Annotated in this window: 13 protein-coding genes; 12 read left to right on the forward strand and 1 reads right to left on the reverse strand. The window is 40.1% G+C overall.

The window, feature by feature from the left end; translation table 11 throughout:
• The first annotated feature begins 27 nt into the window (after positions 1-27).
• The 3 genes from rimM (at position 28) to rplS (ending at position 1,779) form a co-directional block, all read left to right on the forward strand.
• Positions 28-543 (forward strand): ribosome maturation factor RimM, encoded by a 516-nt coding sequence (gene rimM, locus BQ5903_RS05295; RefSeq protein ID WP_010496199.1) that lies wholly within the window; start codon positions 28-30, stop codon positions 541-543.
• Positions 540-1,274 (forward strand): tRNA (guanosine(37)-N1)-methyltransferase TrmD, encoded by a 735-nt coding sequence (gene trmD, locus BQ5903_RS05300; RefSeq protein ID WP_056971043.1) that lies wholly within the window; start codon positions 540-542, stop codon positions 1,272-1,274. Before rimM ends, trmD begins: the two co-directional genes overlap by 4 nt.
• Positions 1,275-1,422: 148 nt before the next feature.
• A complete protein-coding gene (rplS, locus tag BQ5903_RS05305) occupies positions 1,423-1,779 on the forward strand; it encodes a 50S ribosomal protein L19 (RefSeq protein WP_010496195.1) in 357 nt (118 codons plus the stop codon).
• 182 nt (positions 1,780-1,961) lie between these two features.
• On the opposite strand, the gene BQ5903_RS05310 is transcribed toward rplS, so the two are convergent.
• Positions 1,962-3,203, reverse strand: coding sequence for an ISL3 family transposase (locus BQ5903_RS05310; protein WP_079578423.1), 1,242 nt, complete (start codon positions 3,201-3,203; stop codon positions 1,962-1,964).
• Between the two features lie 327 nt (positions 3,204-3,530).
• Here BQ5903_RS05310 and pyrH point away from each other — a divergent pair, with 327 nt between their 5' ends.
• The 9 genes from pyrH (at position 3,531) to nusA (ending at position 15,966) form a co-directional block, all read left to right on the forward strand.
• Positions 3,531-4,250 carry a UMP kinase gene (pyrH, locus tag BQ5903_RS05315; RefSeq protein ID WP_010496193.1) on the forward strand — a complete coding sequence of 240 codons (720 nt, stop codon included), beginning with the start codon at positions 3,531-3,533 and terminating at the stop codon, positions 4,248-4,250.
• A 3-nt stretch (positions 4,251-4,253) separates the two neighbouring features.
• On the forward strand, positions 4,254-4,817 hold the full coding sequence (gene frr, locus BQ5903_RS05320; protein ID WP_010496191.1) for a ribosome recycling factor: 564 nt from the start codon (positions 4,254-4,256) through the stop codon (positions 4,815-4,817).
• A 136-nt stretch (positions 4,818-4,953) separates the two neighbouring features.
• Positions 4,954-5,754, forward strand: a complete 801-nt coding sequence (locus BQ5903_RS05325) for an isoprenyl transferase (protein ID WP_010496184.1) — start codon at positions 4,954-4,956, stop codon at positions 5,752-5,754.
• Positions 5,751-6,542 (forward strand): phosphatidate cytidylyltransferase, encoded by a 792-nt coding sequence (locus BQ5903_RS05330; RefSeq protein WP_010496183.1) that lies wholly within the window; start codon positions 5,751-5,753, stop codon positions 6,540-6,542. Before BQ5903_RS05325 ends, BQ5903_RS05330 begins: the two co-directional genes overlap by 4 nt.
• Before the next feature lie 36 nt (positions 6,543-6,578).
• Positions 6,579-7,850, forward strand: a complete 1,272-nt coding sequence (gene rseP, locus BQ5903_RS05335) for an RIP metalloprotease RseP (protein WP_010496182.1) — start codon at positions 6,579-6,581, stop codon at positions 7,848-7,850.
• Between the two features lie 39 nt (positions 7,851-7,889).
• Complete coding sequence (locus BQ5903_RS05340; protein ID WP_010496181.1) at positions 7,890-9,602, forward strand: proline--tRNA ligase; 1,713 nt, start codon at positions 7,890-7,892, stop codon at positions 9,600-9,602.
• Between the two features lie 132 nt (positions 9,603-9,734).
• Positions 9,735-14,066, forward strand: coding sequence for a PolC-type DNA polymerase III (locus tag BQ5903_RS05345; protein ID WP_407936225.1), 4,332 nt, complete (start codon positions 9,735-9,737; stop codon positions 14,064-14,066).
• Between the two features lie 198 nt (positions 14,067-14,264).
• Positions 14,265-14,744 (forward strand): ribosome maturation factor RimP, encoded by a 480-nt coding sequence (rimP, locus tag BQ5903_RS05350; RefSeq protein WP_010496179.1) that lies wholly within the window; start codon positions 14,265-14,267, stop codon positions 14,742-14,744.
• A gap of 28 nt (positions 14,745-14,772) precedes the next feature.
• Complete coding sequence (nusA, locus tag BQ5903_RS05355; RefSeq protein ID WP_010496178.1) at positions 14,773-15,966, forward strand: transcription termination factor NusA; 1,194 nt, start codon at positions 14,773-14,775, stop codon at positions 15,964-15,966.
• Positions 15,967-15,970 lie beyond the last annotated feature (4 nt).

Genomic DNA, 15,970 nt, shown 5'->3' on the forward strand with positions numbered 1-15,970 from the left:
GGGGCTTTCTTTTTTAGGAGTGTGTTTATGACTTATTTTAATGTTGGAGAAATTGTAAATACTCATGGAATTCGCGGTGAGGTCAAGGTTTTAGCAACTACAGATTTCACGGAAGAACGTTTTGTACCTGGGCAAGTATTATACGTGTCACAAAAAAATAGTTCTCCCGTCAAATTAACAGTCAAGCGCCACTGGTCACAAAAGCAATTTGAAATATTAGCTTTTGAAGAAATTAATGATATTAACGAGGTGGAAAAGTACAAGGGTGCTCAACTGCAGATCACTAGCGAACAGCAATCTCCGCTTGAAGAAGGCGCCTATTATTACCGGGAAATAATTGGCCTAGAGGTTTATTCTTTAGAAGATGAGCTTCTAGGTACTATCTCTGAGGTAATGGAGACAGGAGCTAATGATGTGTGGGTAGTGAAACGGCCAAATGGCAAGGAAGTATTATTGCCCGCTATCAAAGATGTTATTAAAAAGGTAGACCTTGAGCAACAGTGTGTGATAGTTGATTGGCTTGAAGGATTGGATGAACAATGAAAATAGATATTTTAAGTCTGTTTCCCGAGATGTTTGGTGGAATACTTTCTTCTTCTATTATCGGGAAAGCAGTTGAAAAAAATATTTTAGATGTTAGCCTAACAAATTTCCGCGATTTTACTACGGATCGACAAAACCACGTGGATGATTATCCGTATGGCGGCGGTGCAGGAATGTTATTGCAAGCACAGCCTATTTATGACGCTCTTGCAGATGTTAATGAAAAACGTGGAAGTTTAGGTCGAGTGATCTTATTAGATCCTGCAGGCCGCAAATTTGATCAAAAAGCGGCCGAAGAGCTTGCTAAAGAACCGCAGTTGACTTTTATTTGTGGGCATTATGAAGGTTATGATGAAAGAATAAAACGGTTAGTGACTGATGAGTTTTCTATTGGTGATTTCGTTTTAACGGGTGGAGAATTAGGAGCAATGGTCATGATCGATGCAACTGTCAGACTTTTACCGGAAGTCTTAGGCAATAGTGCTTCAGCACCAGATGATTCATTTTCTTCCGGATTATTAGAATATCCACAGTATACCAGACCAGCTGATTTTCGCGGCCTGAAAGTTCCAGACGTTCTGCTATCTGGCAATCATCAAAAGATCGCGGAATGGAGACAAAAAGAAGCTCTTTATAAAACATATCAGCGACGTCCTGATTTGTTGGAAGAGCGCCAACTATCAGAAAAAGAAAAGCACTGGATAAGTTTGTTCAAGCAAAAGCGTTCTTAACAAAAGTTGACAGCTTTTTAGCTTGAAAAGTCTGAAAAACTTATTTACACAGACTAATTGTTATGCTAAACTAATATCTGGCTGTTAGGCCATATTAACGATATTCCGCTGCGACTGGACATGAATGTCGGTGAAAGGAAGAAAAGTAATGTCAGTTGATCCATTAATTGAAAAGCTCACACAGTCTCAACTGCGTGATGATATTCCAGATTTCCGCCCAGGCGATACAGTTCGTGTACATGCACGTATCGTTGAAGGTAAGCGTGAACGTATTCAGATGTTTGAAGGTGTTGTTATCAAACGCCGTGGCGAAGGTATTTCTGCAACATACACTGTTCGTAAAATCAGTAGCGGTGTAGGGGTTGAACGTACTTTCCCAGTTCACTCACCACGTGTTGATAAAATTGAAGTTATTCGTAACGGTCGTGTTCGTCGTGCTAAGTTGTACTACTTGCGTGCATTGCAAGGTAAGGCAGCTCGTATCCCAGAACGCCGTCGTAAATAGTAATTTTAGGGGACTTTGTCAAATAGTGTTGATGGTCCATAGAACTCTATCTTTATGGTAGGGTTCTTTTTTTACTGCCATAGCTAGATTAAAGTGTTTGGGTTGGGAGGCAGGTGCGGGTCCGAAGCGTAGCGAAATGGGCCCGCACCTGCCTCCCACAGTGTTGACCTAAATTTTTTATCTTAGGCATGGATCAATTTGATGCGGATAAAGAAATGCCTTAAGTTACTGAATCCGTAACAGCTACGTTTAAGTTCTTTGATCTTGCGATTGATCCCCTCTAACGGCCCATTAGAGTAGTCATAGAGACAAGCGTTCCTGATCCCTAAGTAGTTCTTTTGAATGGTCCTCATGACGGTATCCATTTCAGTACCATTGGGACGGTAGTTCATAACTAATTGTTGTAAAGTAGCCCGATCGCGGTTGCGAATAAAGGTTAAGATCGTTTGATAGGTCTGATAGTTTTCTGCGAACTGTGGAAAATTCTTGAGTCCCAGATCGACCACATTTTGGGCAGTCGTGTATTCATTTAATCCCCGATAATATTTAACCTGGGAGGTCTCAAGTTGATTTTCAGCTAAGTGGAATAAGCGCCAGTTGCTTTTTAAAACTTTATAGTTGCGGTCGTGGTGGTCGTTGATCCCTTTTAAAACACGCAGCCGTTCATGGTCAAGTGCCCGACCCGCTAACTGAACAATATGGAAACGGTCAAAGACGATCAGTGCGTTAGGAAAAAGACGACGGACGAAAGTCTGATACTGTGCATTCAGATCCATGGTCACCAGTTGAACTTTTTGACGCTCAGAAAGTGTATAAGTATTGGTGAAATACTCGCGGATCGTCTGCGAGAGACGATCTGGCAATAAGGCGACCAAATCATGTGTTTTTGCGTCAATGCAGATAAAAGAAAAGCAGTTCTTAGTTGAACGAAATTCGTCAAAGCTGAGAGCTGTCGGCAGCTCTTTTGGCGTTACTAAAGCCCGCTGATCCTTATACAAGATCCGTTGAACCGAGGAAGCTGAGATCCCCACGGCCTGGCTGATCGTCTTGACTGGCAGTGAGTTCTTAGCTAAAGTCGCGATTTCGTGGACTGCTTGGCGGGTGATCGAGTGCCGAGGCGGAGCGAGCTGCGTCTGCGCGCTAAAAGTATGGTGGCAAGTTCGGCACAGATAACGCTGTTTGCGCAGGTTCATGCGGAGCGGTTGTTCACCTAGGCTGGGCAGTTTCATCTTGGTCAGGCGGGTCCCATTCTGAACAAGATTCGTGGAACCACAATTAACACAGCGTTCGACGGGGTAAGTCAGCGTAGCTGAAAGCAGTTTTTCGTGAACTCCGGCCTGTGAAAAATCAGTACAAGCTGAAATTTTGATATTTGGGTCTTGGATATTGAGTAAATTTAGGATAGAATCAGTTTGGGACATCATTTATACCTCGCTTTGATTTGGTTTTATCGCTTTAATCGTAGCATATGAGGACAAATGATGTCCTTTTTTGTACAAAAATAGTGCTGATGAACGCTCATCAACACTAAAAAGTTTAGACCCAATTTTAGGTCCTTGTTGATTCAAGGACTTTTTTTGTACATAATTGTAATTAGAAATACTTTAGTCAATTATTGTTTTTATTTGAACTGATCGTTATTCGGTAAAATAGTTTTTTATTTTGCACTAGTTCAATAAAGCGGTAAATTGTGCTAAAATGTCCAGTGAACGTGAATTCATAATATATGGATGGATACTAGGAGGAGCAGCATGTCAGTCAAGTACAAACGTGTAATTATCAAACTTAGCGGTGAAGCATTGGCCGGAAGGGAAGGACATGGAATTAATCCCCCAGAAATTCGTAAGGTCGCAGAGGAATTGAAAGATGTTTACGATCTGGGCGTTGAGATTGCTATCGTTGTCGGCGGTGGAAATATGTGGCGTGGCGAAGCAGGGGCTCAAATGGGGATGGAACGTGCCCAAGCAGATTATATTGGTATGTTAGGAACGATCATGAATGCTCTTGCATTGCAAGACAACCTTGAAACAATTGGTGTTCCTACTCGGGTTCAGACTTCGATTGAAATGCGTCAGATCGCGGAGCCTTATATTCGGAGAAAAGCCATTCGTCATTTGGAAAAACATCGTGTTGTTATTTTCGCTGGTGGAACAGGTTCACCGTACTTCTCTACCGATACCACAGCTGCATTGCGTGCTTCTGAGATCAACGCTGATGTTATCTTGATGGCCAAAAATGGTGTAGATGGCATTTATTCTGCCGATCCAAAACTTGATCCAGAGGCTCAAAAATTTGAAACACTGACTCATTTAGATATCATTAATAAAGGTTTACATGTTATGGATACGACAGCTTCTTCTCTATCAATGGATAATGATATTCCGTTGGTTGTGTTCAACATGAATGAACATGGGAACATCAAAAAGGTTGTTCTCGGCGAAAACATTGGAACTACAGTGGAGGGAAAATAGATTATGAAAATTAGTAATCCGATCATCAAAGAAGCTCAAGCTAAAATGTCAAAATCTGAAGATGCATTACAGCGCGAGTTAGGAAATATTCGTGCAGGGCGTGCTAATGCAAGTCTGCTTAATCGGATCAACGTCGAATATTATGGAGTTGATACACCGTTAAATCAGATGGCACAAATCACCGTTCCAGAGGCCCGTGTTTTGCTTGTGACGCCTTATGATAAATCTTCTTTAAAAGAAGTTGAACGGGCTATTCTTGCGTCAGATTTAGGAATTTCCCCAGCCAATGACGGTTCTGCGATTAGATTAGTTATTCCTCAATTGACTGAAGAACGTCGTAAAGAGTTAGCTAAACAAGTTAAGGCAAAGGCTGAAGACGGTAAAGTTGCTGTACGTAATATTCGGCGAGATATGATGGAACAGCTCAAAAAGTCTGAAAAAGATGGTGACTTAAACGAGGACGAGCTTCATGCTCTTGAAGAACAGGCACAAAAAGTTACCGACGAATCGATCAAAAACCTTGAAGCATTAGCTGACGACAAAGAAAAAGAAGTACTTGAAGGGTAGATCTTCAAATAAACTAACATAAAAGAGAGGCAGAAATTTTTAGAATAATTAGTATTTTCCTAATTTTCTTGAAAGTTTTTGCCTCTCTTGTGTTTTTTTTGATACAATATTTGTTGATACTCAGGAGGTGTACCCTTTGTTCAGTAATAAGAAAAAGAAAGATTCACAGGAACGGAGCGAAAAAAGTGCAGTGGACCTTCAAAGGATCCCTAAACATATTGCAATCATAATGGATGGCAACGGACGGTGGGCGCAACAGCGACATTTGCCACGAGTTGCAGGGCATAAACAAGGTATGGAAGTTGTTGAAACGATCACTAAAGCGGCTAGTAAAATAGGAGTAAAAGTTCTTACTTTATATGCATTTTCAACAGAAAATTGGAAACGTCCTTTAGATGAAGTGAACTTTCTGATGGATCTGCCTGTTAAATTTTTTGATCGCTTTGTTCCTGAACTGATCAAACATAATGTTCGAGTGAATGTTATGGGGGATGAAGAACAATTACCAAAAAAGACACAAGAAGCAGTTAATAATGCCATTGAGCAAACTAAAGATTGTGATGGGATGATATTAAATTTTGCTTTAAACTATGGTTCTCGGACTGAAATTATTGCTGCAGTCAAGAATATTGCCACAGATGTTAAAAATGATAAAGTTACAACTGAACAGATCGATGAGGACTTGTTCGCTAAATACCTATTGACTGGTCAGTTGACACCCTATAATGATCCGGATCTGTTGATTCGGACCAGCGGAGAACAAAGGATCTCCAATTTCTTGTTGTGGCAGATCGCATATAGCGAACTTGTGTTTACAGATACTTATTGGCCAGATTACCTACCGGAAAATTTGTACCATGATATCGTGGTATTTCAGCAGCGTGACAGACGCTTTGGCGGAATCAAAACACAAAAAGGAGAAAATGAGAGTAAATGAAACAAAGAGTTATAACAGCCGTAATTGCTTTGGCTATTTTTATCCCGCTTATTTTTGTGGGAGGAACAGCGTTTAATATTTTAGTTGTGGCTATGGGTTTAGTGGGAACTTCGGAATTACTGATGATGAAGAAGAAACTGTTGGTTTCTTTTGAAGCCATCATTTCTTATCTTTTAACGGCCGTATTTTTGGTACCTAACGCTTGGCTGAGTTTTCTCCCAGAAAAAGTAACACACTTTGATTTAGCATACTTTTTGATTTTATTTTTGCTGCTTAATAGTGTTTTTACGCGAAACAGATTTTCGTTTGATGATGCAGGTGCATTAACGATCGGTTCGATTTACATTGGTCTGGGTTTTCACTATATGATGAGTGCTAGACAGAGCAGTATTTGGATGATTTTCTTTGCTTTGTTCATTGTATGGATCACAGATAGTGGAGCATATATGATCGGTCGTAAGATAGGCAAGCATAAATTGGCGCCAAATATTAGTCCTAACAAGACCTGGGAAGGTTCTATCGGTGGTACTATCGCCACAGTTATTGTTGTTGGACTTTATGTTTTCTTTTTACAAGCACATTTTACATACAGTTTACCGCTCATGTTGTTATTGGTACTGATCCTGTCTGTTGCCGGTCAATTTGGTGATTTGGCAGAGTCGGCCTATAAACGTTATTTTGATGTTAAAGATTCAGGAAAAATTTTGCCTGGACATGGCGGGATCTTGGATCGATTCGACTCAATTTTGTTTGTTTTGCCATTGATGCATTTTTGCGGTTTACTGTAATTTATAAAATTTTCCCAGTGGGAAGGATGGTGGCAGATGTTCATTACGATCATCGCTTTTATAATTGTTTTTGGGATCATTGTGACTTCCCATGAATTTGGACATTTTATAGTTGCAAAAAAATCTGGTATTTTAGTCCGTGAATTTTCTATTGGCATGGGTCCCAAGTTATTTGCTACTCATAAAAATGGAACGACCTATACGATCAGGATCTTGCCTTTGGGTGGTTATGTCCGCATGGCCGGTCTAGAAGATGATGAGGATACCTTGCAAAAAGGGATGCCTGTTAATTTGATTTTAGATCAAGATGAAGAGGTTGAAAAAATTAATACTAGCCATAAAGTCAGTTTATTGAACGGTTTGCCGATTGAAGTGACTGAATGGGACCTGATCGATGATTTATATATCGAAGGATACGAAAATGGTGATGAAGAAAAGCTGCGTCGCTTCAATGTTAAGCCTAACGCTATGATTATTGAAACAGATGGCACGGAAGTACAAATTGCTCCACGTAATGTTCAGTATCAATCAGCAAGTTTGATCAGGAGGATCCTAACAAATATTGCTGGTCCAGTGAATAACTTTCTTTTAGCGATTTTGGCCTTTATTTTGATTGCTGGCATTCAAGGTGGTTCTGTGACAACGATCAATACAGTTGGGGCTGTGCAAGAAAACTCTGTGGCTCAAAAAGCAGGCCTAAAAAAGGGTGATAAGATCGTTGCCGTTGAAGGTAAAAAAACGGCTTCTTGGGATTCTTTGTCTACTGCTATTGGAAGTAGAGCAGGTAAGAAAACAGAATTGACCATAAATCGTGATAATAAGAAACAGCAAGTTACTTTGACGCCTAAATCACAAAATTCTGGTGGTCAAAAAGTAGGAATGATCGGGATCCAAGCCGGTCAAAAAGTTGATCATTCATTCGGGGGGATCATTACTTACGGTTTCACTCAGACATACTCTGTGATGAAAGCCGTTTGGGATGCGCTGGTCAATATGTTCCACGGTTTTAGTCTGAATGATTTGGGTGGGCCAGTCGCAATGTATTCGTTCACTCAACAAGCAACTAAATATGGGCTTATCAGTGTTATCAATCTGCTGGCCTTTTTATCGATCAATTTAGGGATCGTAAATTTATTGCCGATCCCAGCGTTAGATGGTGGTAAACTATTACTGAATATTATTGAAGCAATTCGCGGTAAACCACTTGATCCAAGTAAAGAAACCTTGATCACATTGATTGGTTTTGGGTTTATGATGCTTTTAATGATATTAGTCACTTGGAATGATATTCAACGATATTTTTTCTAGGTATTATTTGTTTGAGAACTGAGAGGAGAAAGTTAGTACATGAAACAATCGCAATTGTTGATCCCAACTTTAAAAGAAGTGCCTAGCGATGCTGAGGCTAAAAGTCATCAGTTAATGCTGCGGGCTGGATATATTAAGCAGATCACAGCGGGAATGTATGCATATTTGCCATTAGCGAATATGGTCCTGCAAAATATTGAAAAAATTATTCGCGAAGAAATGGATAAGATCAATGCAGTTGAAATGTTAGTCCCAGCTGTTTTGCCGGCGGAACTTTGGAAAGAAACCGGACGGTACGAGGCATATGGCCCAGATCTTTATAAATTAAAGGATCGTCATGAGCGTGAATTGATTTTAGGCCCAACTCATGAGGAAACATTTACTTCTATTATTCGCGATACTATCAAATCATATAAAAAATTACCGTTAACTTTATATCAGATTCAAATGAAATACCGCGATGAAAGAAGACCACGGTTTGGCTTATTACGCGGGCGTGAGTTTTTGATGAAGGATGCTTATTCTTTTCATGTTGATGATGAAAGCTTAAATCAAACTTTCCAAAATATGAATCAGGCTTATACTAGGATCTTTGAACGGACTGGTTTAAACTTTCGTGGGATCTTAGCTGATTCTGGTCAAATGGGAGGAAAAGATTCTAAGGAATTTATGGCGATGGCTCCGATCGGTGAAGATGTCGTTGTTTACTCTGACGCAAGTGATTATGCGGCTAATCTAGAAATGGCTAAAAATCTTCGAGTTGCTAAAAAGTCACATGAAACACCACAAAAACTTGAAAAAGTTGCAACACCTGGTGCCAAAACGATCGATGAAGTCGCACAATATTTACAGATCGAAACAAGCAGCGAAGTTAAAACATTATTATATGTGATCGATGGTGAAGCTGTTGTTGTTTTGATGCGCGGTGATGATCAGGTCAATGAAACAAAATTGAAAAACTACTTTTCAGCTTTGGATGTTCGTCCAGGAACTAACGAGGAAGCTCAAGAATATTTTGGTGCCGGTTTTGGATCTCTAGGGCCAATTGGTATTACTGATCTCAAGGTAATTGCCGATTTGGATGTAGAAGGTATGGTTAACGTTGGCGTTGGTGCTAATGAAGACGGCTTCCATTATTTGAATGCTAATATTGGTCGAGATTTTGAGGTAGCCGAATACACTGACCTGCGTCTAGTTCAAGAGGGAGATATTTCTCCGGATGGCGAAGGAGTTTTGAAATTTCAACACGGGATCGAGATCGGGCATATCTTTAAGCTTGGAGAACGTTATTCAAAAGATATGGGTGCTACTGTCTTGGATGAAAATGGACGTCAGGTCCCAGTCAAGATGGGCTGCTATGGAATTGGTGTTTCACGCCTTTTATCAGCCATTGTTGAGCAGCATTGTGATGATAATGGTATTATCTGGCCACGTTCTTTAGCTCCATTTGATGTTCACGTGGTCCCAGTTAACAGTAAAAAGGCCGAACAAGCTGATTTAGCGGAGCACGTTACAGAAATGCTGGAACAGGCCGGTTACAAAGTTTTACTGGATGATCGAAAAGAACGTGCGGGCGTTAAGTTTGCTGATGCAGACTTGATCGGTTTGCCAGTACGGATCACGGTGGGGAAGAAGGCTGCCGAGCAGATCGTTGAAATCAAATTACGTAAAACTGGTGAAACATTGGAAGTTCAGACAGGAGAACTTTTGAGTTCACTTAGTATTTTGCTTAATGCAGATCAAGAACAATAGAAATTGACAGGCCGAAACGCGTTTAATGTTTCGGCTGTCTTTATCTATAGAAGATGAAACAGTATCCGTAAATAAGTAATGGAACAAAATCTAGGAGAGAGGGGAGCAAATTTGGAATTAAGTAAAAAAGAGATGCTGACTAAGTTATTGCAGCAGATCGATCTGCAGTTGCAGCCAGAAGACACAGGCTATTTTGAAAATGGCAGTATTTCTCGTGTTGAAGTTCATCAAGTGTCTAAGCGCTGGGATTTTATAATAAATTTAACTGATATTTTGCCATTTCAATTATTTATTCAGTTGCAACAACATTTAAGTTCTGCTTTTCAAGGAATAGCACAAACAACGATCGCAATTAATGCGACGGCTCCTGAAGTAACGAATCGAAAGTTAGGCGATTATTGGCAGTGGGTTATCGCTAATAGCGGTTTGCGGTCTAACTTGACACAAAGTCTATGTGAGGGAAAAGTGCCTTATTTGCAGGATGGACGTGTCATGTTACTTGCAGATAATGAAATAATCAAGGATTTTTTAGTTAATCAGGCTTTAGGTCCGATAGAAGATACCTATCGTAAGGTTGGTTTTCCGCCGCAAAATATTACGACTTTAGTGGATGAATCTGCCTCCCAGGATAAAATAGACGAATACAAGGAAAAAAAGGCTAAAAGTGATGCAGAACTTGCACAAAAGGCTATTCAAGCGATCCAGAAACAAAATCAACAAAAAGAGGCTCGTAAGAATAAAAAAGAACTTCCTCAGATCGATGGTCCAATTCAACTGGGTAAGAAAATCTCAAGTGATATTGAACCGCGCCAAATGGTCGACATCACGGAAGAAGAGCGTTCAGTTGTAATTCAAGGCTATGTCTTCGATAAGGAGGTACGTGTCTTACGGTCTGAAAGACAATTATTGATCTTAAAAATCACAGATTATAGTTCTTCGTTTGTTGTAAAGAAGTTTTCGCGTGATGAAAATGATGAAGCGATGTTTGCTGCGATCGAAGAAGGCAGCTGGATCAAAGTTCGTGGCAGTGTACAGGAAGATACTTATATGCACGATCTGGTCGTGAATGCTTATGACTTAAACTCTGTTTCTCACCCCAAACGTCAAGATCTGGCGCCAACTGATAAAAAAAGAGTCGAATTACATCTGCATACAAATATGAGTGCGATGGATGCCACTAATAGCATTTCTAGTTATGTCAAACAAGCTGCCGACTGGGGACAAAAAGCAATCGCGGTGACCGACCATGGAACACTGCAGGCCTTCCCTGAAGCTCATAGTGCCGGCGAACAAAATGGGGTCAAGATTTTATATGGTGTTGAAGCTAACGTGGTCGATGACGGGACACCCATCGCTTATAACGACCAGCATGTTTTACTTAAAGATGCCACATATGTTGTCTTTGATACTGAAACTACAGGTTTATCAGCTCGCTATGATAAAGTTATTGAGTTGGCGGCTGTTAAAATGAAAGATGGTAATGTGATCGATACTTTTGAGCAATTTATCGATCCTGGTCATCCTTTGTCGCAGACTACGATCAATTTAACTAGTATTACCGATGACATGGTTAAAGGCTCAAAGAGCGAAGAAGAAGTTTTCAAAATGTTCCAAGAATTTTGTAAAGGCACCATTATTGTCGGACATAACGCAACTTTTGATGTAGATTTCATGAATACTGGGTATGCACGTCATAATTTGGCAGAAATTTCGGAGCCTTGGATCGACACTTTGCCATTTGCGAGGGTTTTGTACCCGGAAATGAAGAGATTTCAGCTAAACAATCTGGCCAAAAAATTGAATGTTAACCTTGAACATCACCACCGTGCGATTTATGATGCACAAGCGACAGGATTTATTTACTTTGCGATGCTTAAAGACGCAGTTGAGAAGTTTGGAGTTGAGTATCATGATCAACTGAATGATCATGCTGGTGAAAATGATGCCTATAAGCATGAACATCCCTTTCATGCAGTCATATTGGCTCAAACTCAGGACGGCTTAAAGAATCTGTTTAAAGCTGTATCTGCGGGAATGACAGATTATTTCTATCGAGTTCCCAGAATACCTCGGTCAATTTTAAATAAGTATCGGGAAGGGTTGTTGGTCGGATCAGCATGTGCAAATGGAGAAGTTTTCACTGCTATGATGCAAAAGGGTTATGAAACTGCTAAGGAAAAAGCACGCTACTATGATTACCTTGAAATTCAGCCTAAACCGCTATACGCCCCTTTACTCGAACAGGAACTAGTCAAAGATACAGCTAATTTGGAAGAAATTATTAAAAATATGATCCAGCTAGCTCATGAATTAAAAATCCCTGTAGCAGCAACTGGTGACGTCCACTATATGAATAAAGAAGATGCGATTTACCGTAAGATCTTGATCCACTCACAAAGTGGTGCTAATCCGCTGAACAGATTACGTCAGCTCCCTGATGCCCATTTTCGTACTACTGATGAAATGCTGGATGAATTTGCCTTTTTAGGTGAAGAAACAGCCGAGGAAGTTGTCGTGGATTCTCCCACACAGATCGCAGAGATGTGTGATGAGATCTCACCTGTGAAAGACAAGCTGTACACACCTAAAATGCCAGGCGCTGAAGATGATATAAAAAATTTGACTATGAATAAGGCTCATGAGTTGTATGGAAATAAATTACCAGAGGTCGTCGAAGATCGTTTGGCTAAGGAATTAAAATCGATTATTGGTAATGGTTTTTCTGTGATTTACTTGATTTCTCAAAAATTAGTTTATAAATCTAATAAAGATGGTTATTTGGTTGGTTCTCGGGGATCTGTTGGTTCCAGCCTAGTTGCTACGATGTCAGGAATCACCGAGGTTAATCCTTTACCGCCGCATTATCGCTGTCCTAACTGCCAATGGAATCAGTTTTTTACAAACGGTGAATATGGGTCAGGGTTTGATTTACCTGACAAAGATTGTCCTGAGTGCAAAACCCACTTGGTCAAAGACGGCCAAGACATCCCCTTTGAGACATTCTTAGGTTTTAAGGGAAATAAGGTCCCTGATATTGATCTGAACTTTTCTGGCGACTATCAGTCGATCGCGCATAACTATACAAAGGTCTTGTTTGGTGAAAAGAATGTTTATCGTGCCGGGACTATTGGTACGGTTGCGGATAAAACGGCTTATGGTTACGTTAAAGCATATGAACGTGATACTGAACAAAACATTCGTAGCGCAGAAGTCGATCGTTTAGCTAAAGGGGCTACCGGTGTTAAACGAACGACCGGACAACATCCGGCTGGTATCTTGGTTGTGCCTGATTATATGGATATTTACGATTTTACCCCGATTCAATATCCAGCTGACGATACCAGTGCTACATGGAAAACAACTCACTTTGATTTCCATTCGATTCACGATAATATTTTGAAACTGGATATTTTAGGTCATGATGATCCGACAATGATCAGAATGCTGCAAGATCTTTCTGGGATCGAACCAAAATCGATACCGACGGATGATCCTGGAGTCATGGCCTTGTTTTCAGGTACAGATATTTTAGGAGTAACTGAAGACCAGATCCAGTCTAAAACTGGTACTTTAGGGATCCCTGAATTTGGAACACGTTTTGTTCGGGGTATGTTGGATCAAACACACCCAAAAACTTTTGCCGAACTATTAAAAATATCGGGTCTTTCACACGGGACTGATGTTTGGTTAGGAAATGCTGAAGAATTGATCAAAAATAAAACCGTCGCCATGCCAGAAGTTATTGGTTGTCGTGATGATATTATGATGGATCTGATCCACATGGGTGTTGAATCTGATCTGGCGTTTAAGATCATGGAACATGTTAGAAAAGGGCGTGGGATCCCTGACGAATGGCAAGCTAAAATGCGTGAAGCTGAAGTTCCTGAATGGTATATTGGGGCTTGTTTAAAAATCAAGTACATGTTCCCGAAAGCCCATGCGGCTGCCTACGTTTTGATGGCGTTGCGGATCGCCTACTTTAAAGTTTATTTCCCATTGGTTTATTATGCAGCATATTTTTCTGTTCGTGCGGATGACTTTGACCTGGTCTCAATGGTACATGGTAAAGAATCTGTTAAAGCAGCGATGTCCGAAATCAATTCCAAGGGTAATGATGCTTCGACTAAGGAAAAGAATTTGCTGACAGTCTTAGAATTAGCCAATGAAATGCTTGAACGCGGCTTCAAGTTTAAGATGGTCGATCTCAAGCGTTCCGACGCAGCTGACTGGTTAATTATTGACGGAGATACTTTATTAGCACCATTATCAGCCATTCCAGGTTTAGGCTTGAATGCTGCTAAACAAATCGTTGCTGCACGTGAAGAACAAGAATTTCTATCTAAAGAAGATTTGTCAAAAAGAGGTAAAGTTTCTAATACTTTGATTGAATATATGACTGAAAATCATGTTTTAGATGATCTCCCTGACGAAAATCAGCTTAGTTTGTTTGATAATTTATTTTAAAACTGAGAGATCAGCGGCTGTAATGGTGTCATAAAGCTGATTGACTTGCTTTTTTTAGGGGACTATGCTAAGATTTAAACAGTAACTTGATAACTCGATAACTCGTAATGAGTGGGCAGAAATGCTCACTCTTTTTATTGGAAACGATCAGAGAAAGATTATTTTAGCATAAAATTTTATTGACAAGGAGGACAAGGCGTGAGCAGTGTCGTTGAAACGGTATCAGATTTAGTAACACCTATCTTGGGAAAATATCATTTTGAATTAGTTGATGTTGAATTTGTTAAGGAAGGTCAGAATTGGTATTTACGGGTCTTTATTGATAAAGAAGGTGGTATCACGATCGATGAATGTGCATTGGTCAGTGATGAACTTGGTGAAAAGTTGGATGCTTGCGACCCAGATCCGATTCAACAAGCTTACTACTTGGAGGTTTCTTCTCCTGGGGCAGAGCGTCCTTTAAAAAAAGACAAAGATTTTGAAAAAGCTGCTGAAAAGCAAGCAAATATTTTCGTAACTTTGTATGAAAAGGTTGCTGGCAATAAGCGATATGAAGGGCATTTGGTCAACTTGACAGCTGACGAGTTAACGATAGAATATCGTGATAAAACTCGGACAAAGGAAGTTGTTATTCCACGCAAAAAAGTTGCCAAAGCGCGCTTAGCAATCGAATTTTAGTAAAGTTTAAAACAAGGAGTAAAATAAAATGAGCAAGGAATTACTTGAAGCCTTAGATTCTTTAGAAACTGAAAAGGGCGTCAAAAAAGAAATTGTGATCGAAGCGTTAGAAAATGCATTGGTTTCTGCTTATAAACGTAATTATGGGCAGGCTCAGAATGTAGAAGTTGAATTTGATAAAGCTAAGGGCAACATCCATGTCTATGCAGTCAAGGAAGTCGTAAATGAAGTCTTTGATTCTCGTTTGGAAGTTAGTTTAAAAGATGCTCTTGATTTGAATAAGGCTTATGAAGTTGGCGACACTATCCGTTTTGAAGTTACACCTAAAGATTTTGGACGGATCGCAGCTCAAACTGCTAAGCAAGTGATCATGCAAAGAGTACGTGAAGAAGAACATAACATTATCTATAATCAGTACATTCAATATGAAAATGAAATTGTAACTGGTGAAGTTGAACGGCGGGATAATCGTTATATTTATGTTAACTTGGGTAAGGTCGAAGCTTTGTTATCGCGTCAAGATCAAATCGAAGGTGAAGAGTACAATTCCCATGATCGAATCAAGGTTTACATTTACAAAGTTGAAAATTCTTCCAAGGGACTACAAGTGTTTGTTAGCCGTTCACATCCGGATCTTTTGAAGCGATTATTTGAGCAGGAGATCCCTGAGATTTATGATGGAACTGTTGAAATTGTTTCAATTGCGCGAGAAGCAGGTGACCGAGCTAAAGTAGCCGTGCGTTCCAACAATGAAAACGTTGATCCAGTCGGAACTTGTGTTGGCCCGCGGGGGGAACGGATCCAAACGATCGTTAATGAACTTAAAGGCGAGAATATGGACATCGTCCAGTGGGAAGAGGAACCGGCAGACTTTATTTCTAATGCTTTGAATCCCGCAGATGTTTTGGAAGTCCGCTTTGACCCTGAAAATGAGCACGTATGTACTGTTGTTGTGCCAAATGATCAACTTTCTTTGGCAATCGGCAAACGTGGACAAAATGTTCGTTTGGCTGCAAGATTAACCGGCTATAAGGTCGATATTAAATCTGAATCTGATATGCAAGAACTTGATGAGCAGAAAGTATCCGCTGAGTTTGCTGTACAAGATGATACACCAGAACAAGAAAGTGATACACAAACACAAGTTGAAGACGATGGCAAGGAAATTTCAATAGAAGCTTCTGCTGAAACAAACGATGCCAATCCGGATTCTGATAATTAGTTTA

It is taken from the genome of Ligilactobacillus acidipiscis (genome assembly GCF_900116935.1).
Lineage (GTDB): Bacteria > Bacillota > Bacilli > Lactobacillales > Lactobacillaceae > Ligilactobacillus > Ligilactobacillus acidipiscis.

Excerpts from the sequence above, each read along its gene's own strand:
- BQ5903_RS05310 (WP_079578423.1), bottom strand. The coding sequence starts at position 3,203 with ATGATGTCCCAAACTGATTCTATCCTAAATTTACTCAATATCCAAGAC.
- rseP (WP_010496182.1), top strand. The coding sequence starts at position 6,579 with ATGTTCATTACGATCATCGCTTTTATAATTGTTTTTGGGATCATTGTG.
- trmD (WP_056971043.1), top strand. The coding sequence starts at position 540 with ATGAAAATAGATATTTTAAGTCTGTTTCCCGAGATGTTTGGTGGAATA.
- rplS (WP_010496195.1), top strand. The coding sequence starts at position 1,423 with ATGTCAGTTGATCCATTAATTGAAAAGCTCACACAGTCTCAACTGCGT.
- BQ5903_RS05330 (WP_010496183.1), top strand. The coding sequence starts at position 5,751 with ATGAAACAAAGAGTTATAACAGCCGTAATTGCTTTGGCTATTTTTATC.
- frr (WP_010496191.1), top strand. The coding sequence starts at position 4,254 with ATGAAAATTAGTAATCCGATCATCAAAGAAGCTCAAGCTAAAATGTCA.
- BQ5903_RS05340 (WP_010496181.1), top strand. The coding sequence starts at position 7,890 with ATGAAACAATCGCAATTGTTGATCCCAACTTTAAAAGAAGTGCCTAGC.
- nusA (WP_010496178.1), top strand. The coding sequence starts at position 14,773 with ATGAGCAAGGAATTACTTGAAGCCTTAGATTCTTTAGAAACTGAAAAG.
- rimM (WP_010496199.1), top strand. The coding sequence starts at position 28 with ATGACTTATTTTAATGTTGGAGAAATTGTAAATACTCATGGAATTCGC.
- BQ5903_RS05345 (WP_407936225.1), top strand. The coding sequence starts at position 9,735 with ATGCTGACTAAGTTATTGCAGCAGATCGATCTGCAGTTGCAGCCAGAA.
- pyrH (WP_010496193.1), top strand. The coding sequence starts at position 3,531 with ATGTCAGTCAAGTACAAACGTGTAATTATCAAACTTAGCGGTGAAGCA.